Genomic DNA, 17,592 nt, shown 5'->3' on the forward strand with positions numbered 1-17,592 from the left:
CGGCGGTACGGCGTCCGACGAGCCGACGACGGCGCTGGTGCCGGCTCGCACTCTCACCGAGGTCGGCAAGACCTTCGCGCACGGCGGCGACATCTCGATCGCGTTCTCGGGTTCGGGCGATCGCGAGATCATCGCGTTCACGGCGGCCAACAAGACCGTCACGTCGCTCTTGATCAAGGGCAACTTCCCGCCCGTGCGGCGGCTCTTCCCCGCTCAGACCGATCACCACGCGGTGGTGAACACGGCCGATCTGGCCGAGGCGGTACGCCGTGTGTCGCTCGTGCTCGACCGGTCGGCGCCGTTGCGGTTCACCTTCACCACCGATGCGGTGTCGATGGATGCCTCGGGCACCGAGCAGGCGCGCGCGACCGAGTCCGTCGACGCCAATCTCGTCGGCGAGGACGTCACCCTCGGCCTCAACCCCCAGTACCTGCTCGAGTCGCTCGGCGCGGTGCGCAGCGAGTTCGTGCGCATCACGTTCACCTCGAGCGAAAACGCCAACAAGCTGAGCCCGGTGCTCATCACCCCGCAGACCTCGGTCGACAAAGCCGGCCAGGACTCGTTCCGCTATCTGCTGCAGCCCAACCTCCTTCTCAGGTAGGCACGGGGTCAGGAACGCTTCGCCTCGGCATTCCGTCTCGCTGAGCCGCGAGCGAGACGAAACGTCGCACGCTCGAACTAGGCTGACGCAGTGATCGTGGAGCAGCTGAGTCTCATCGACTTCCGCAACTATGCGGTCGCCGATGTCGCGCTGTTCCCCGGTCCGAACGTGTTCGTGGGACGCAACGGCCAGGGCAAGACGAATCTCGCCGAGGCGATCGGGTTCCTCGCGACCCTCGGCTCGCATCGGGTGTCGAGCGACGCCCCGATGGTACGCGACGGTGCGGATGCCGCGATCGTCCGTGCCCGGCTGGCCCACGGTGACCGGCGCGTGCAGCTCGAGGTGCAGATCAACCGCCAGGGATCGAACAAGGCACGGGTCAACGGCGCCGCGGTGAAGCCGGCCGAGCTCCCTCGGTACGCCCAGGTGGTGCTGTTCGCGCCGGAGGATCTGCAGGTCGTCCGCGGCGACCCGTCGTCGCGGCGCCGCTTCGCCGATCAGCTGCTCGTGCAGCGCGCTCCGCGCATGGCAGGCGTGATCGGGGACTACGACCGGGTGCTGAAGCAGCGCACGACGCTGCTGAAGTCCGCAAAGGCGCGCGGACTGCGCGGCGATGCGCTCTCGACACTCGACGTATGGGACGACAAGCTCATCTCCCTCGGCACTCAGCTGATCGAGGCGCGCCTCGCGCTCGCGGCGGACCTGGCGGCGCCGCTGGCCTCCGCGTACACGGCGATCGCCGGTGCCGACCATGACCCGCGGATCGAATGGGCGCTGTCGATCGCGGACGCTGAGGATCCCGATGGGCTCGCGGAGCGAGGCGCCGACACCGAAAGCGAAGAGCCGGCCGCGGCCGCGGCATCGGTGGATCCCGCCGATATCGCCATGCGATTCCGCGACGCGCTGGCCGCGCGCCGCTCGGCGGAGCTCGAGCGGGGGCTCACCCTCGTGGGGCCGCATCGCGACGATCTGCTGCTGCGCCTGCGCGGGCTTGCGGTGAAGGGCTACGCGTCGCACGGCGAGTCGTGGTCGGTCGCGCTCTCGCTGCGGCTGGCGTCGGCCGAACTGCTGCGGGCCGACTCACGCCTCGGTGATCCGGTCCTCATCCTCGACGACGTGTTCGCCGAACTCGACGCCGATCGTCGCGCGCGCCTGGCCGAGCTCGCTGGCGGGTACGAGCAGGTCGTCGTGACGGCGGCTGTCGAGGGCGATGTGCCGGAAGGCCTGCGCGCGCGGACGGTGCGCGTCGAGGCGGGCCGCATCCTGGAGGCGACGGATGCCTGACCCATCGACGAGCTCGGGGGCCGGCCCCGAGCGCCCGCGGATCCCCGAGACGATCGCGACCTACCTGCGGCTGCGCGGTCTCGAGCCGTCGGCCCGGTCGTACCGCAAGCGCCGGCGGCGGGATGCCGACGACGAGAACGTGCCGTTCGCACCGGGCCGCGATCCGCGCGGCGTCGGTGACGTGCTGGCCGACCTCACCCGTGAATCGGGGTGGGACAAGGAGCTGGCGCGCGAGGACGTCGTGCTCGCATGGGCGGAGGTCGCAGGAGACGACACCGCCCGGCATACGCGACCGGTCGCCTATTCGGAGGGCACGCTCACCGTCCAGGCCGACTCCACGGCGTGGGCCAAGCAGCTCCAGCTGATGCGTGCGCACATCCTCTCGGAGATCATCCGGCGGTTCCCCGACGCGGGAGTCACCGCGGTGCGCTTCATCGGCCCGGACGTCCCCTCCTGGAAATGGGGTCCTAGAACGGTTGCAGGGCGTGGCCCGCGCGATACCTACGGCTGAGGTACGTCTGGAGCCGTCGAAAGAGATTTCACAGCGTCAGAACGGCGTATAGCGTCGTGATCCCGTCGTAACCCGATAGACTGTGGGGGCACCCTCAGAAGGATCTGGAGCCCTCGCGAAGATGACGTCCGACACCCCCGATATCGTTCCCGAGGAACCCGCCACCCCCGAGAAGACTCCGAGCGAATACGGGGCAGACGACATCCAGGTGCTGGAGGGCCTCACGGCCGTCCGCAAGCGCCCCGGCATGTACATCGGGTCGACGGGCGAGCGCGGCCTGCACCATCTGGTCTACGAGATCGTCGACAACTCGGTGGATGAGGCTCTCGCCGGCTACTGCGACCTCATCGAGGTGACGATCCTCTCCGACGGCGGCGTGCGCGTCGTCGACAACGGCCGCGGCATCCCCGTGGGCATGCACCGGACGGAGGGCAAGTCGACCGTGGAGGTGGTGCTCACCGTCCTGCACGCCGGCGGCAAGTTCGGCGGCGGCGGCTACGCGGTCTCGGGCGGCCTTCACGGCGTGGGCTCGTCGGTGGTCAACGCGCTGTCTGCGCGCCTCGAGGTCGAGGTGCGACGCGAGGGCCACGTGTGGCGGCAGTCGTATCGCGACGGCGGCCAGCCGCAGGCGCCTCTCGCCAAGGAGGAGAAGAGCGACCAGACCGGAACCATCATCACGTTCTGGCCCGATCCCACGATCTTCGACACCGTCGAGTTCGACTACGACACGCTGCGCACCCGCTTCCAGCAGATGGCCTTCCTCAACAAGGGCCTGCGCATCAGCCTGCGTGATGAGCGTCCGAGCGCACTGGTCCCCGACGACCACCCCGGCGACGGCGTCGACGAGCCGCAGCCGCGTCACGACAGCTTCCTCTACGAACGCGGCCTGGTGGACTACGTCGAGCACCTCAACAAGGTGCGTCACGCGGATGTCGTCAACGACGAGATCATCGAGGTCGAGTCCGAAGACAGCGGCCGCAAGATCGCCATGGAGCTGGCGATGCAGTGGACCACGAGCTACACCGAGAACGTCTTCACGTTCGCGAACACGATCAACACGCACGAGGGCGGCACCCACGAAGAGGGCTTCCGCGCCGCGCTGACCACCCTTGTGAACCGGTACGCCCGCGCGCAGAACATGCTCAAGGAGAAGGACGACAACCTCACGGGCGAAGACATCCGCGAGGGGCTCACCGCGGTGATCTCGGTGAAGCTGTCCGAGCCGCAGTTCGAAGGACAGACCAAGACGAAGCTCGGCAACACCGAGGCGAAGGCGTTCGTGCAGAAGGTCGTCGGCGATCAGCTGGGCGACTGGTTCGACCGCAACCCGACACAGGCGAAGAACGTCATCCGCAAGGCGATCGATGCGGCCAGCGCCCGCATGGCCGCCCGAAAGGCGCGCGAGACCGCGCGCCGCAAGAGCGTCTTCGAGTCGGCCGCCATGCCCGACAAGCTGAAGGACTGCACCAGCAAGGACCCGTCGATCAGCGAGATCTTCCTCGTCGAGGGCGACTCCGCCGGCGGTTCGGCGGTGCAGGGCCGCGACCCGCACACGCAGGCGATCCTGGCTCTGCGCGGGAAGATCCTCAACGTCGAGCGCGCGCGCCTCGACAAGGCGCTGTCGAACAAGGAAGTCCAGGCGATGATCCAGGCCTTCGGCACGGGCATCGGCGAGGACTTCGACATCGGCAAGGCGCGCTACCACAAGATCGTGCTGATGGCCGATGCCGACGTCGACGGGCAGCACATCACGACGCTCCTGCTGACGCTGCTCTTCCGCTACATGCGCGGACTCATCGAGGCCGGCTTCGTGTACCTCGCCATGCCGCCGCTGTACCGCCTCAAGTGGTCGAACTCGGCGCACGAGTACGTGTACTCCGACAAGGAGCGCGACGCGCTGCTCGAGCACGGCGTCGCGAACGGCAAGCGGCTGCCGAAGGACTCGGGCGTGCAGCGCTACAAGGGTCTGGGTGAGATGAACGCAAAGGAGCTGTGGGAGACCACGATGGACCACAGCACCCGGACGCTGCGTCAGGTGACGATCGACGACGCGGCCGCAGCCGACGAGATCTTCTCGGTGCTCATGGGCGAGGACGTCGAATCCCGCCGCACGTTCATCCAGCGCAATGCCAAGGACGTCCGCTTCCTCGACATCTGACCCTTCGACAGTCTCAGGAACCGGCTTACACAGAAGACGAGAACCACACATGGCAGACGAAGAGCGCCCCGACGCGAACGCCGCGCACGACCACGGCCGCATCGACCAGGTCGACCTGCAGCTGGAGATGCAGCGCAGCTATCTCGACTACGCGATGGCCGTCATCATCGGGCGCGCCCTCCCCGATGTGCGCGACGGCCTCAAGCCCGTGCACCGCCGCGTCATCTACGGCATGTACGACGGCGGATTCCGCCCCGACAAGTCGTTCTCGAAGTGCGCGCGCGTCGTCGGCGAGGTGATGGGTCAGTACCACCCGCACGGTGACACGGCGATCTACGACGCCCTCGTCCGCCTCGTCCAGCCGTGGTCGCTGCGCTATCCGCTGGCGCAGGGGCAGGGCAACTTCGGCTCGCCGGGCAACATGGGCGCCGCGGCGCCGCGGTACACCGAGACGAAGATGGCTCAGCTCGCGCTGGAGATGGTGCGCGACATCGAAGAAGAGACCGTCGACTTCACCGAGAACTACGACGGTCAGACGCAGGAGCCGACGGTCCTTCCGGCGCGCTTCCCGAACCTGCTCGTCAATGGGTCGGTCGGCATCGCCGTCGGCATGGCGACCAACATCCCGCCGCACAACCTCCGCGAGGTCGCCGCCGGCGCACTGTGGGCGCTCGACAACCCCGAAGCCTCGCGCGAGGAGCTGCTCGAGGCGCTCCTGGAGCGCATCCCGGGTCCCGACTTCCCGACGGGCGCGCAGATTCTGGGCACCAAGGGCATCCGCGAGGCCTACCGCACCGGCCGCGGGTCCATCACGATGCGCGCCGTCGTGTCGGTCGAAGAGCTCCAGGGCCGTACGTGCCTCGTGATCACCGAGCTGCCGTACCAGGTCAATCCCGACAACCTCGCGGTGAAGATCGGCGACCTCGCCCGCGAGGGCAAGATCACCGGCATCGCCGACATCCGCGACGAGACGAGCGACCGCACCGGCCAGCGTCTCGTGGTCGTGCTGAAGCGGGATGCCGTCGCCAAGGTCGTGCTGAACAACCTGTACAAGCACACCCAGCTGCAGGAGAACTTCGGCGCGAACATGCTCGCGATCGTCGACGGGGTGCCGCGCACGCTCCCCCTCGACGGGTTCATCTCGCTGTGGGTCGACCACCAGATCGACGTCATCGTCCGGCGCACCGCGTACCGCCTGCGCGAGGCCGAGAAGCGCATGCACATCCTGCGCGGCTACCTCAAGGCGCTCGACGCGCTCGACGAGGTCATTGCGCTCATCCGCCGTTCGCCGACCGTGGATGACGCACGCGAAGGGCTGAAGACACTCCTCGACATCGACGACACGCAGGCCGACGCGATCCTGGGGATGCAGCTGCGTCGCCTTGCCGCACTCGAGCGGCAGAAGATCATCGACGAGGCGAACGAGCTCGAGGCGAAGATCATCGACCTCAACGACATCCTCGCGACGCCGGCCCGTCAGCGCGCGATCGTCCGCGACGAGCTCACCGCGGTCGTCGACAAGTTCGGCGACGACCGCCGCACCCACATCCTCCACGGATTCGACGGCGACATGTCGATGGAAGACCTCATCCCCGAAGAGGAGATGGTGATCTCCGTCACCCGCGACGGGTACATCAAGCGCACCCGCATCGACAACTACCGCTCGCAGCATCGCGGCGGCAAGGGCGTCAAGGGTGCGCAGCTGCGCGCCGACGACGTCGTCGAGCACTTCTTCGTCACGACAACCCACCACTGGCTCCTCTTCTTCACCACCAAGGGCCGCGTCTACCGGTCGAAGGCGTATGAGGTTCCCGAGGCCGGCCGCGATGCGAAGGGTCAGCACGTGGCCAACCTGCTGGCGCTGCAGCCGGGGGAGGAGATCGCGCAGATCCTCGACATCCGCGACTACACGGTGGCCACCTACCTCGTGCTCGCGACCCGCGGCGGCCTGGTCAAGAAGACCCGCCTGACCGAGTACGACACGAACCGTCAGGGCGGGATCATCGCGATCAAGCTCCGGGGCAATGGCGCAGAAGAGTCCGACGACGATGCCGTCGAGTCCGACGACGAGGTCGTCAGCGCGCTGCTGGTCGACGAGGGTGACGACATCCTGCTCATCAGCCGTCACGGCATGTCGCTGCGCTTCTCGGCGACGGACGCCGCGCTGCGCCCGATGGGCCGGTCGACGTCCGGGGTGAAGGGCATGGACTTCCGTGCCGGCGACAGCCTGCTCTCGGCATCCGTCGCGAAGGACGACGAGTACGTGTTCGTGGTCACCGAAGGCGGCTACGCGAAGCGCACCGCGGTCGACCAGTACCGTGTCCAGAACCGCGGCGGGCTGGGCATCAAGGTGGCCAAACTCAACGACGATCGGGGCGATCTGGCGGGCGGTCTCATCGTCTCGGAGGACGACGAGGTCTTGGTGGTTCTTGCCAGCGGCAAGGTGGTACGCTCTGCCGTGGCCGAGGTACCTGCCAAGGGACGAGACACCATGGGTGTCGTGTTCGCCCGCGCCGGCGGCGACGACCGCATCCTTGCGATCGCCCGCAACGGCGAGCGGGGCCTGGCCGAAGAACCCGAGGATGCAGCCGCCGACGCCGCTGACGAAGGTCCGTCGCCCGAAGCCTCCCTCGGGACGGACGCCTCGCCCGAGACCCCGGAAGAGAGCACTGACGCATGAGCACGGTAGCCGACAAGCTCGCGAAGAAATCCAGCCACAAGACAAGCGCCAAGCAGGTGCGCCTGCGCCTGGTGTACATCGATTTCTGGTCGGCGGTGAAGCTGTCGTTCCTCGCGGCGATCGCCATCGCGATCGTCACCGTCGTCGCGTTCGTGCTGATCTACCTGGTCGTCTCGACCACCGGGCTCATCGCCCAGGCAGACGAGTTCCTGATGAGCTTCTCGGGTGACGGCAGCATCCTGCTGTCGAACATCGTGAGCTTCCCGCAGGTTCTGGCGTTCTCGGCGGTCGTCGCGATCCTGAACCTCGTCGTCGTCACCGTGCTCGGCGCCGTGATCGCCGGCATCTACAACCTCGCCGTGAAGGTGACCGGCGGCCTGCTCGTCGGGTTCACCTCCAACTGACGAAACCGACGATCGCCGATTCGTGAAATCGGCGATCGTCGGGTAAAGTCTTGGAGGTTGCGGGGCGAGAGCGCCGCACGAAACGGGGCTATAGCTCAGGCGGTTAGAGCGCTTCACTGATAATGAAGAGGTCCCAGGTTCAAGTCCTGGTAGCCCCACCGTAAAGCCCCGGGGCCTTAGCTCAGTTGGTAGAGCGCCTGCTTTGCAAGCAGGATGTCAGGAGTTCGAATCTCCTAGGCTCCACAAGATCCTTCATCGAAGCCGGTCCCGCGGACCGGCTTCTCCGTTCGCACCGGGCGTTCCGCGGGTAGGGTGAAGCATGGACCTGCGTGTCGCGGCCTACGCGGTGATCGTCGACGAAGGCGACCGCCTGCTGCTGGCGCACTGGAACGAAGGCCGTCGCGGGGCCTGGACGATGCCGGGCGGGGGCCTGGAACCGGGCGAAGAGCCCGAGCGGGCCGCTCGCCGTGAGGTGCGGGAGGAGACGGGCTACAAGGTCGCGATCGAGCAGCTGCTCGGCATCCACTCCCGGGTGATCCCGCCCGGACGGCGCCTCATGCCCGGTGTCACCGAGCCGCTGCACACGCTGCGCATCGTGTATCGCGCTCGCGTGATCGGGGGTCGCCTGCGCAACGAGGCCGACGGGTCGACCGATCGCGCCGAGTGGTTTCCGCTCTCGGAAGTGCCGTCGCTGCAGCGGGTCAAGCTCGTGGACATCGCGCTCGAGATGGCGGGACTCGCCTGAGCGCGGCGGATGCCGCTACTCGAGCGCCTGCGAGATGTCGGCGACCGTCGCGCCGTAGGCGGCGATGAGTTCGTCGGCCTCGACGAACATGCTGTACCCGTGCGCGCCTGCCCCCATCGCGATGCGACGGCCGACGATGCCGCTGTCGGCGTAGATGGGCCACTCGTTCGAGCTGCCCAGCGGCACGATCGTGCCGCGCTCGTAGCCGGTCGCAGCGAGAGCGCGCTCAGGGTCCGGCAGCTGCAGCTTGTTGACCCCGACGACCGCGCGCAGCTTCGGCCAGGAGATCGCCCGGTCGCCCGGGATCAGGGCGAACAGGAACGTATCGTCGCTCCGCTTCACCACCAGCGTCTTCACGATCCCGGACGGAGGGATGCCGAGGACTTCTGCCGCCTCGGAAAGGCTCCTCGCGGCGGGCCGTTCCTTGATCTCGATCTCGAGACCTCGAGCGGCTGCGGCGGCCCGAACGCGTTCAGTGCCTTCGAGGACCGACTCAGGCATCCGGCGCGCGCAGCGGGTCGTCGGCGACCCAGAGCTCGTCGTCGGCTCGCAGCGTCTGCCACGCGGCGTAGAGTACGCCGACGGCGGCGGCGACGCCGAGGATGATCGCGATGACGCCACCGGCGCCGATGCCCTTCTTCTGCGGCGCCGCCCGGTCGAGCTTCGCCGACAGGAAGCCGCTCGCCTGGCGCGCGTACTTGTCGGCCTTCTTGGCGTACTTCTTCGAGTCGGGCAGCTCGAGGCCGCGGCCGGAGGCGAGCCGCGATCGCTGCTCGTTCGCGGCATCCCACACCGACATCGCCGAGCCGACGACCGCACCCGCTGCCGGGATGACGGTGCTGCTGACGACCTGCTTGCCCTTCTCTACGTACGGGGCGGCGTACTTCTCATAGCCGGCCTGCACCTGCGGCTTGACGTGCTCGCGGTTGTAGTGCCCGAGCTGGCGACCGGCCTCGCGTGCGACGGACGCGGCCTCGCCCACCAGCACCTGCTGCGTTTCCCACAGGCTGCTCGCCTGCTTCTGCAGCTTCTGAAGTTCCTTCTTGCGCTTGCGGCTGAGGCTCACGATGCCCTCCCTGTCGTGGGATGTCGGTCTCCCCATCTTGCCAGACCCGTGCCGAGACGGCAGGGGTTGCAGGGAACTCTGAGACAATGTCACAATGCCGCTTCACACCGCAGTCGCAACGATCCACACCAACTACGGCGACATCGTCGTCAACCTGTTCGGCGACCACGCGCCGCGCACCGTCCAGAACTTCATCGGACTCTCCGACGGCACGCAGCCCTGGACGCACCCCGCGACGGGCAAGCCCGGTGAAGGTCCTCTCTACAAAGACGTCATCTTCCACCGCATCATGTCCGGCTTCATGATCCAGGGCGGCGACCCGCTCGGTCAGGGCGTGGGCGGCCCAGGCTACAACTTCGACGACGAGATCAACGGCGAGCTCACCTTCACCGAGCCGTACAAGGTCGCGATGGCGAACGCCGGGCTCCGCCGCAACGCGATCACCGGCCAGGCCGAGGGCACCAACGGCTCGCAGTTCTTCATCACGGTTCCCGGACAGGGCGGCCGCGGCCCGGAGTGGCTGCAGGGCAAGCACACGATCTTCGGCGAGGTCGTCGACGACGCGTCGAAGTCCGTCGTCGACACGATCAGCGAAGTGCCGACGGCTGCAGGCGACCGTCCGGTCGAGCCCGTCGTCATCGCGTCGATCGACGTCGTCTCGGTCTGAGCCGCAGCGTTCCGACTCGAACAGCCTCGCGTGACCACCGACGACTTCCGCCGCAACAGCGACAACTTCTGCTACCGGCATCCCGACCGTCAGAGCTTCGTACTGTGTCAGCGGTGCCTGCGCACGATCTGCCCCGAATGCCAGACGCAGGCCGCAGTCGGCGTGATCTGCCCGGAGTGCCTGCGCGATCAGCAGAAGGCCCAGTCGCCCGCGCAACGGAAGGCGGAACGTCGGTGGTCACGTCCGCGGGCAGCCGCGGTGCGCGACTCCCGACCGATCGTCACCTACGTGATCATCGCGATCACGGCGTTCGTGTTCCTGCTGACGCTGATCCCGGGCATCGGCGATGACATCGAGAGCGCGCTGCAGTTCTGGGCGCCGAGCCTGTATCCGAACTTCTTCCCGCAGCTCGGCGGTCTTCCCGAGATCTGGCGCGTGCTCACCGTCTCGCTCGTCCATGCGAGCTTCTGGCACATCGGCCTGAACATGCTGGCCCTGTTCATGATCGGGCGGAGCCTCGAACCGCTCCTCGGGCGGTGGCGGTTCCTGACGCTCTACCTGCTCAGCGCGCTCGGCGGCTCGGTGGCCGTCGCGCTGCTGTCGTTCCCGACGCCCGTGGTCGGGGCGTCGGGCGCCATCTTCGGCCTGTTCGGCGCGCTTCTGGTGATCGGCCGGCACCTCGGGGCCAACATCGCCGGCATCGCGATCGTGCTCGGCATCAACCTCGTCATCGGATTCATCCCCGGATTCAACGTCTCGTGGCAGGCGCACGTCGGCGGCCTGGTCGTGGGCCTCGCGGTCGCGTTCATCTTCACGCGTACGCGCGCTGCCCGGCAGCGCCGCCTGCAGATCGCCCTCCTGACTCTGGTCGGCGCGGTGCTCGTGGCCCTGCTGTTCGTGCCGGTGCTCTTTCCCGCCGCGATCATCGGGTGAGTTATCCACAGGTTCATCCACAGGTGGGGAGAATCACACGTGTGTAATTCACACCTGTTAACAGGGTTGTTAACAACTCCCGTAGGCCGCGCCTTGCAAGAGGTCCTGTAGGGCAGCGATTCCGTCGGCTTCCTCTGTGGCGATCGCGTCGACGTGGTGGCCGAGCGATTCGAGCTCGAGATCACCCCGTGTCGCGCCGAGGGCGATCGCACGCCAGTGCGGCGCGGAACGGTCGAAATGCTCGGCGGCCCCCGCGAGTCCGTGCATGCGCAGCATCCGCGCGAAGAGCGGCCTCCCTGCGGTGGGCGCCGTGTGCTCACGGTCGATGCAGTCGATGAGGCGCTGGCGCCACGCATCGTCCTCTGCGAACACGTGGCGCCACCCGTCGGCGCCCTTCTCGGTGACTCGCTCGGACCATCGCCGCAGCCCGCTCAGGCCGAAGTTGACGTCGAACGAGTTCCCGAGCACACGATCGGTCATGCCTGACACCGTTGCGCGCAGGCCCGCCGATACCGCCGGACGGAGGTCGCGGGGCAGGCGCGCGTTCTGTCTGATCGTCGTCACCGGGTGCTTGCGTCTCGTGTGCGCATAGGCATCCACGATCTCCGCCTTCGTCAGGCGCGAGTGCTTCCCAGTGCCGTCGAACACTCGCGCGCTCTCGCGCTCGGGCAGTGCGAGGACGATGTGCTCCTCGCGCTTGGTCAGATCATCCGCATCCAGCCACGGGACGACGCCGCGGGCCACGGGCAGAATCATCGCCGCACCATCTTCCAGCAGGCGAACGACGTCGCGTCTCCCCGACGACGAGGCGTATTCGACACCCAACCGGTCAAGGATCGCCGGTGCCCACGGCTCGGGGTGATGCTGGCATACAAGAGTCAGCAGAGGGTGTGGTGCGTCCGCGTAGCGGAACAGACCGTACATGAACCCGATCCCGCCACCGATGCCGAACGCCGTCACAGGATCAAGACTGAGCCTCGAGGCGCGCAGCAGCGCGACGACCACCGCGGATGCGGGATGCGTCTCCGCCACCCGGGCGGGATTGCCGGCTTCGAGTTGCGCCGCCGCCTGCGCGTAGCTCTGGCCCGTTGTGGCCACCTGTGCGCGCACTCGTCGCTTGAACGCCTTGCGCTCAGTCATCGGACCCTGCCCACAGCGGCGGCGATGTCACTCAGGTCGGTTGCCATCGCCTCGCGGCTGGCGTCATTCCCTGAGCCAGAGAACATCTTGAGCATGAGTCGCGCGAGCCAGGTTCGAGGCAGCCCTTGGAATGTGCAGCTCAACCGCGTCGTGTCGGCGCCGAGGGGCACGACGCTCCACGTCGTCACGTAGTCGAATCCGTGACTTCCGCCTTTGGCGACATATCGCGAGCCGCCCTCGACCGCGGTGACGCACAGCGTCTCCGAGCCGGAATGGCCGCGGATGACGCGGGTCTGCGTCCATGTGAGTCCGACCCGCAGCGAGGCGTCCTCGCCGTCGACCTCGAGTCGTGTCATACCGGAGAGCACAGCCGGCAGGCCGCGCACATCGCTGATGACCGCCCATACTTCATCGGCGGGCGCTTCGATATCGATTGCCTGAGTGATTCCGTCGTACATCGTCTGTCCGTCCCGACGCGCAGTGGTCTCTGCCCACGCCTGCACCACCGGCATCCGCTGAACGACTGGCGATCCGATCCGGTCTCCGCGATGACTGAGCCACCTCTGCCTGAAGATGACATCGGGCGTGGGCCGATGTCAGGCACGCGAGCGGAGAGATCGCGCACCGAAAAGCATACGCCGTCGACCGCCGCTCCGCCGGTGCAGCGGAACTGGCGGCCTGCACTCGGCGAGGATGCCTGGCTTCCACCCGGATGCGTCGAGGGACTCGCGCTGCGCGCCCGAAGAAAAAGCCCCGGTCATCACAGACCGGGGCTTGATCCAGAGAGCTCGCTAGCGCCAGCGCGTGGTCATGAGAAACCCGAGGAAGGCGATGCCGAAGCCGATCACGAGGTTCCAGGCGTCGATCCCGGGAATCGGGTACTGCATGCCGCTCAGATAGAAGACGAGGATCCAGACCAGACCGATGAGCATCAGTCCGATCATGATCGGCTTGAACCACACCGGGTTGGGTGCGGCCTCGCCTTCTGCGCGCTCGACGAGCGAGTCGTCGTCTTTGCCGGGTCGTGCCATGCACAAGAGTCTAACTGCCAGCCGGGCTCCCGCCGTGCTGTGCGAGAATCCATCTGTGGATGAAGCGGTCGTCACCGTGAGGAACGGGGCGCTGCGGGGGGATGCTCGTGCTCGCCCTCGCAGGAGCACGTCTGTCGTGGGCGTCATCGGCGAGCTGCTCGTCACGGCCGGTGTGATCGTGCTGCTGTACGTCGTGTGGCAGCTCTGGCTGGGCGATGTCATCTACGGCGCCGAGGCGAAGGCCGAGAGCGCGACGCTGTCGCAGCAGTGGGCGCAGGAGTACGAGCCGGCACCGCTGCCGGTGTCCACCGACGAGGGCGAGGCCGGAGCGGGCGATCCGGAGGCGATCACCGCGGACCCGGTCGTGATGGAGGAGCCGGCCGACACCGAGGACTTCGCGATCATGCGCATCCCGCGTCTCGGCGACGACTACGCCTTCACGATGGCCGGCGGGATATCCCGGCCTGGGACGCTCGACAAGAAGAAGATCGGGCACTATCCCGGCACCGCCATGCCCGGTCAGCCGGGCAACTTCGCGGTCGCCGCCCACCGGACCACCTTCGGCGCCCCGTTCAATCGCATCGCGGATCTCCGCGTCGGTGACGCGATTGTCATCGAGACCCCCCACGGCTGGTATACCTACCGGTTCCGCACCCTCGAGTACATCACCCCCGATCAGGTGGAAGTGCTGCTGCCCGTTCCCCAGGCGATGGACGTCCCGGCAGGGACCCCGTACATCACCATGACCAGCTGCAGCCCGATGTTCTCTCTGGCCGAGCGCATCGTCGCGTACGGCGTGTTCGAGTCGTACACGCCCCGATCCGCGAGCGGTGAGCTGCCGGCCTCGCTACAGGCGGTGGCCTGATGTACGCGGCGCTGTGGCGGATCCTTCCCGGCACGTGGTGGGTGCGCGTACTCATCCTGCTCGTGCTGGTCGCGGCCGTGCTGTACGGCCTGTTCTTCTACGCCTTCCCGTGGGTGAGCCAGTTCGTGAACCCCCAGGACGTCACCGTGGGCCTGCCGTCGGTGCGGGCCGTCCTTCGGCCTGCGTGACATGGCCGGAGCGGCTCCGGCGCCGATCCTGGTCGTCGACAACCACGACAGCTTCGTCCACACCCTGATCGGCTACCTCCACGAGCTCGGAGCCGGCACCGACCTGATCGAGGCGGACGCGATCGACGATCCGGGCGCCGCGCTGGATCAGCGCCGCGGAGTGCTCGTCTCTCCGGGTCCCGGCACGCCGGCAGCCGCCGGTGCGTCGATCGACGTGGTGCGCGCGGCGGCGGCCTCCGGCATCCCGCTCCTCGGTGTGTGCTTGGGTCACCAGGCGATCGGGGCGGCCTTCGGCGCCACCGTCGATCATGCCCCCGAGCTGATGCACGGCATGACTTCCCGGGTCCATCACGGCGGAACGCCGCTCTATGCCGGTCTTCCCGACCCCTTCACCGCCACCCGCTACCACTCGCTGGCGATCGTGCCCGACACGATGCCCGACGAGCTCGTCGTGACGAGCTGGACGGCAGGGGGCGTGATCATGGGCGTGGCGCACCGCGCCGCTCCGGTGCAGGGCGTGCAGTTCCACCCCGAGAGCGTGCTCACCGACGGCGGCTACCGGCTGCTCGGCAACTGGCTCGCGTCGGTCGGATACCCGGATGCCGCGACCCGCGGCGCGTCGCTCAGCCCGCGCCGCTGACCCTTCGACAGGCTCAAAGGCTGGGCGGCGGCCGGGTTGCGGCTGAGCCGAGGGGTCAGGAGCCCGAGCAGAACGTGAGCGTGATCTCGGAGTGCACCGGCACGTCTCCTGGAGCCAGCGACTGCGCCGACACGGTCGGCGGCGAAGACGCGGGGCAGTCCGCGTCCTCCTGCGTGAGCACGGTGAGCTTCGCGCTCTCGAGCTCACGGGTGGCCGCCTCGACGGTGTACCCCCGCACGTCGGTGATGGTCACGCGCCCGGACGCGACCACGAGGTTCACGGTGGTACCCGCCGGCACGCTCGACCCCTCGGTCTGGTTGACCTCCAAGACGGTTCCCGCCGCCAGGTCGGGGTCATTGCGCTGGGTGATCGTGCCGAGCTGAAGCTCTGCCGACGAGAGCGCCGAGGTCGCAGCATCCTGCGTCAGCCCCACGAGGGCGGGCACGGTCGACATCTCCTGGCCCGTCGACACGTAGACGCGGACCTCCTGCTCCTCGTCCACCGACGTTCCCGTGACGGGATCGGTGCGAATGACATCGCCTTCTGCGACGTCGGGGTTCTCCTCGTCGATGCGGATCGCCAGGAGGTCGTGCTCGGCGAGCACGCTGTTGGCCTGGTCGTACGTCATGCCGGTCACGTCCGGAACCTCGCGGACGTTGGGCAGCTCGGTGGGCTGGATGGTGAGCACCCAGAACAGCAGCGAGATGAGCAGCACGGCGATGAGTGCGACGCCCGCCCAGATCCATGCGACCGGCGGGCCGGCCTGAGTGCGCTTCATGGTGGTGTCGGTGCTGAGCTGGCGCAGCGATCGCGCGGTCTCGGCGGCCTGGCGAGGATTGGGTCCGTAGAGCTCGCTCGTGAGGGCGCCCACCTGCCGCTTCGAGGGCTGGCGGCCGTCGACCGTCGCATCGAGCGCCTCGCGGAAGCCCGCGGCATCCTGGTAGCGCTGGAACGGGTCCTTCGCCAGTGCCCGCAGCGCCACCGTGTCGAGCGCTCGCGGCACCGTCTCGCTCACCTCGGAGGGAGGCAGCGGGGCCTCGCTGACGTGCTGATAGGCGACGGCCACGGGCGACTCGCCGCGGAACGGCTGGCGCCCGGTCAGCAGCTCGTAGAGCACGACGCCGGTCGAGTACAGGTCGGCGCGGGCATCGACCGGCTCGCCCTTCGCCTGCTCGGGCGAGAAGTACGCGGCGGTGCCCAGGATCTGCGTGGTCTCGGCGACGGTGGAAGAGCTGTCGGACACCGCGCGGGCGATGCCGAAGTCCATCACCTTGACCTGCCCGGCCTCGGTCACCATGACGTTGCCGGGCTTGATGTCGCGGTGGACGACGCCCGCACGATGCGAGTACTCGAGCGCCTCGAGGATGCCGTCGACGTAGCGCACGGCATCCGTCACGGGAACCGGGCCCTCGGCGATGATGTCCTTGAGAAGCCGGCCCTTGACCAGTTCCATCACGATGAACGGCACCGGACGCACTGTCCCGTCGGCAGCCGTGAGGGAGTCCTCGCCTGCGTCGTACACGCGCACGACGGCCGGGTGCGCCATGCGCGAGGCCGCCTGCGCCTCGAGGCGGAACCGCGTGCGGAACGCGTTGTCGTCAGCGAGCTCGCGGTCGAGGATCTTGATGGCAACCTCGCGTCCGAGCGTGAGGTCGTACCCGCGATAGACGCTCGCCATGCCGCCACGGCCGATTCGCTCGTCGACGCGATAGCGCCCCGAAAGCACGCGCGGCTCAACTGTCACGGTCACTCCCTGCGTGGAACTTCAGCCAGACTACCGATGCCACGAGGGGGCCGCGTCACGCAGAACGTGCGGGGCGCGGCCCTCCCGGTGAAATCAGCCTTCGTCGTCGGCGTCGGCGTCGTCGGTCGGTCCGGGGGTCGGAGCGGGTGCTTCGATCGGCGTGCTGGCCTCGCCGGATGCGCCGCTGGTGCGTTCGCCCGCGGTGCCGCCCGAACAGGTCACGGTGTACGTGACGATGAGCGCCTGGCCGGCCGTGCCGGTGACCTGGATGCTGCCGGTCCGCTCGTTCGGACCGAACGAGGCGGTCGACTGGCCCGTCGTCGGGAAGACGCCGTTGGTCGCGGTGAAGTTGTACGCACTGACGCTCCCGGTGCCGGCCGGGCAGCTGTAGCCGCCCCACGTGACCTGGGCCGTGGCCCCCTGCTGAACCGTGCCGGTGATCGACGGCGCGGTCGGGCCTGGCATCGGCACCTGCCCGCCGTAGACGGTGAGCTCGATGATCGTGCTGATGGGAACGTTTCCGGTCGGGTTCACCCGGTAGATGCGCCCCTGGTCGGCCTCGGTCGGGGCGGCATCTCCCTCCGCGCAGTTGGCGCCCATGCCCAGAGCATCCAGCGCCGTCGACGCCTCTTCGCACGTCATGCCGACGTAGTCGGCCTCGACGACGTTCGCCGTGGTCGGCTCCGGCGTCGGCGTGGTGGTGTTCGTCGGCCTGGTCGTCGGGGTCGCTGACGAGGTCGAAGGGCCGGGCTCGGGATCGCCCTGGTTGGCCATGATCGCCCAGATGGTCCCGCCGAGCACGAGCAGCAGCAGCACGATGAGCGCGATGAGCGGCCACGTCCACGGGCTGCGCTTCTTCTTCTCGCCCTCTTCGTCCGCGATGGACTCCTCGCTGGTCGTCATGACCCGCGTGGCGGCGGCTGTGGCTCCCGCGG

The 17,592-nt window shown here is 68.1% G+C and carries 18 protein-coding genes, 2 tRNA genes and 1 pseudogene; 14 read left to right on the forward strand and 7 right to left on the reverse strand.

Going from position 1 to position 17,592, the window contains the following annotated elements:
- The 9 genes and pseudogenes from EIO58_RS04075 to EIO58_RS04115 form a co-directional block, all read left to right on the forward strand.
- Positions 1–601 (forward strand): annotated as a pseudogene (locus tag EIO58_RS04075) (DNA polymerase III subunit beta); the annotation flags it as partial.
- 90 nt (positions 602–691) lie between these two features.
- Positions 692–1,885 carry a DNA replication/repair protein RecF gene (gene recF, locus EIO58_RS04080; RefSeq protein ID WP_127818410.1) on the forward strand — a complete coding sequence of 398 codons (1,194 nt, stop codon included), beginning with the start codon at positions 692–694 and terminating at the stop codon, positions 1,883–1,885.
- The gene (locus EIO58_RS04085) at positions 1,878–2,396 is read left to right on the forward strand and encodes a DUF721 domain-containing protein (RefSeq protein ID WP_127818411.1); all 519 of its coding nucleotides are present in this window, start codon (positions 1,878–1,880) and stop codon (positions 2,394–2,396) included. Before recF ends, EIO58_RS04085 begins: the two co-directional genes overlap by 8 nt.
- A 121-nt stretch (positions 2,397–2,517) precedes the next feature.
- The gene (gene gyrB / locus EIO58_RS04090) at positions 2,518–4,554 is read left to right on the forward strand and encodes a DNA topoisomerase (ATP-hydrolyzing) subunit B (RefSeq protein ID WP_127818412.1); all 2,037 of its coding nucleotides are present in this window, start codon (positions 2,518–2,520) and stop codon (positions 4,552–4,554) included.
- A gap of 49 nt (positions 4,555–4,603) precedes the next feature.
- The gene (gyrA, locus tag EIO58_RS04095) at positions 4,604–7,234 is read left to right on the forward strand and encodes a DNA gyrase subunit A (protein WP_127818413.1); all 2,631 of its coding nucleotides are present in this window, start codon (positions 4,604–4,606) and stop codon (positions 7,232–7,234) included.
- Positions 7,231–7,638 carry a DUF3566 domain-containing protein gene (locus EIO58_RS04100; RefSeq protein ID WP_127818414.1) on the forward strand — a complete coding sequence of 136 codons (408 nt, stop codon included), beginning with the start codon at positions 7,231–7,233 and terminating at the stop codon, positions 7,636–7,638. The genes gyrA and EIO58_RS04100 overlap by 4 nt, the downstream gene beginning before the upstream one ends.
- Before the next feature lie 84 nt (positions 7,639–7,722).
- Positions 7,723–7,796, forward strand: a tRNA-Ile gene (locus tag EIO58_RS04105).
- A gap of 12 nt (positions 7,797–7,808) precedes the next feature.
- Positions 7,809–7,881 (forward strand) — tRNA-Ala (locus EIO58_RS04110).
- 76 nt (positions 7,882–7,957) lie between these two features.
- Complete coding sequence (locus EIO58_RS04115; RefSeq protein ID WP_127818415.1) at positions 7,958–8,383, forward strand: NUDIX hydrolase; 426 nt, start codon at positions 7,958–7,960, stop codon at positions 8,381–8,383.
- Positions 8,384–8,398: 15 nt separating this feature from the next.
- Here the strand turns inward: EIO58_RS04115 and EIO58_RS04120 are convergent, their stop codons facing one another.
- The gene (locus EIO58_RS04120; protein WP_127818416.1) at positions 8,399–8,884 is read right to left on the reverse strand and encodes an aminoacyl-tRNA deacylase; all 486 of its coding nucleotides are present in this window, start codon (positions 8,882–8,884) and stop codon (positions 8,399–8,401) included.
- Positions 8,877–9,449, reverse strand: a complete 573-nt coding sequence (locus EIO58_RS04125) for a DNA helicase (RefSeq protein ID WP_127818417.1) — start codon at positions 9,447–9,449, stop codon at positions 8,877–8,879. The genes EIO58_RS04120 and EIO58_RS04125 overlap by 8 nt, the downstream gene beginning before the upstream one ends.
- A 94-nt stretch (positions 9,450–9,543) precedes the next feature.
- Between EIO58_RS04125 and EIO58_RS04130 the strand changes: the two genes are divergently transcribed.
- A complete protein-coding gene (locus EIO58_RS04130) occupies positions 9,544–10,116 on the forward strand; it encodes a peptidylprolyl isomerase (RefSeq protein ID WP_127818418.1) in 573 nt (190 codons plus the stop codon).
- Between the two features lie 30 nt (positions 10,117–10,146).
- Positions 10,147–11,049 (forward strand): rhomboid family intramembrane serine protease, encoded by a 903-nt coding sequence (locus EIO58_RS04135; protein WP_127818419.1) that lies wholly within the window; start codon positions 10,147–10,149, stop codon positions 11,047–11,049.
- Between the two features lie 69 nt (positions 11,050–11,118).
- Here the strand turns inward: EIO58_RS04135 and EIO58_RS04140 are convergent, their stop codons facing one another.
- The 3 genes from EIO58_RS04140 to EIO58_RS04150 form a co-directional block, all read right to left on the reverse strand.
- Positions 11,119–12,189, reverse strand: coding sequence for a hypothetical protein (locus EIO58_RS04140; protein ID WP_127818420.1), 1,071 nt, complete (start codon positions 12,187–12,189; stop codon positions 11,119–11,121).
- A complete protein-coding gene (locus EIO58_RS04145; RefSeq protein ID WP_164861523.1) occupies positions 12,186–12,647 on the reverse strand; it encodes an SRPBCC family protein in 462 nt (153 codons plus the stop codon). The genes EIO58_RS04140 and EIO58_RS04145 overlap by 4 nt, the downstream gene beginning before the upstream one ends.
- 333 nt (positions 12,648–12,980) lie before the next feature.
- Entirely contained in the window at positions 12,981–13,220 is a 240-nt protein-coding gene (locus tag EIO58_RS04150; RefSeq protein WP_127818422.1) for a cell division protein CrgA, read from the reverse strand.
- A 55-nt stretch (positions 13,221–13,275) separates the two neighbouring features.
- Between EIO58_RS04150 and EIO58_RS04155 the strand changes: the two genes are divergently transcribed.
- The 3 genes from EIO58_RS04155 to EIO58_RS04165 are packed head-to-tail and all read left to right on the forward strand — an operon-like array spanning position 13,276 to position 14,913.
- Entirely contained in the window at positions 13,276–14,085 is an 810-nt protein-coding gene (locus tag EIO58_RS04155; protein WP_240658559.1) for a class E sortase, read from the forward strand.
- Complete coding sequence (locus EIO58_RS04160; RefSeq protein ID WP_127818424.1) at positions 14,085–14,273, forward strand: hypothetical protein; 189 nt, start codon at positions 14,085–14,087, stop codon at positions 14,271–14,273. The genes EIO58_RS04155 and EIO58_RS04160 overlap by 1 nt, the downstream gene beginning before the upstream one ends.
- A gap of 1 nt (position 14,274) precedes the next feature.
- Positions 14,275–14,913, forward strand: a complete 639-nt coding sequence (locus EIO58_RS04165; RefSeq protein WP_127818425.1) for an anthranilate synthase component II — start codon at positions 14,275–14,277, stop codon at positions 14,911–14,913.
- A 55-nt stretch (positions 14,914–14,968) separates the two neighbouring features.
- On the opposite strand, the gene pknB is transcribed toward EIO58_RS04165, so the two are convergent.
- Positions 14,969–16,657 carry a Stk1 family PASTA domain-containing Ser/Thr kinase gene (pknB, locus tag EIO58_RS04170; protein WP_127818427.1) on the reverse strand — a complete coding sequence of 563 codons (1,689 nt, stop codon included), beginning with the start codon at positions 16,655–16,657 and terminating at the stop codon, positions 14,969–14,971.
- Positions 16,658–16,750: 93 nt separating this feature from the next.
- The coding region (locus tag EIO58_RS04175; protein WP_205789125.1) for a PASTA domain-containing protein at positions 16,751–17,592 on the reverse strand (842 nt) is incomplete at its 5' end.

The organism is Microbacterium sp. CPCC 204701 (assembly GCF_004010105.1).
In the GTDB taxonomy this organism is placed as follows: Bacteria; Actinomycetota; Actinomycetes; order Actinomycetales; family Microbacteriaceae; genus Microbacterium.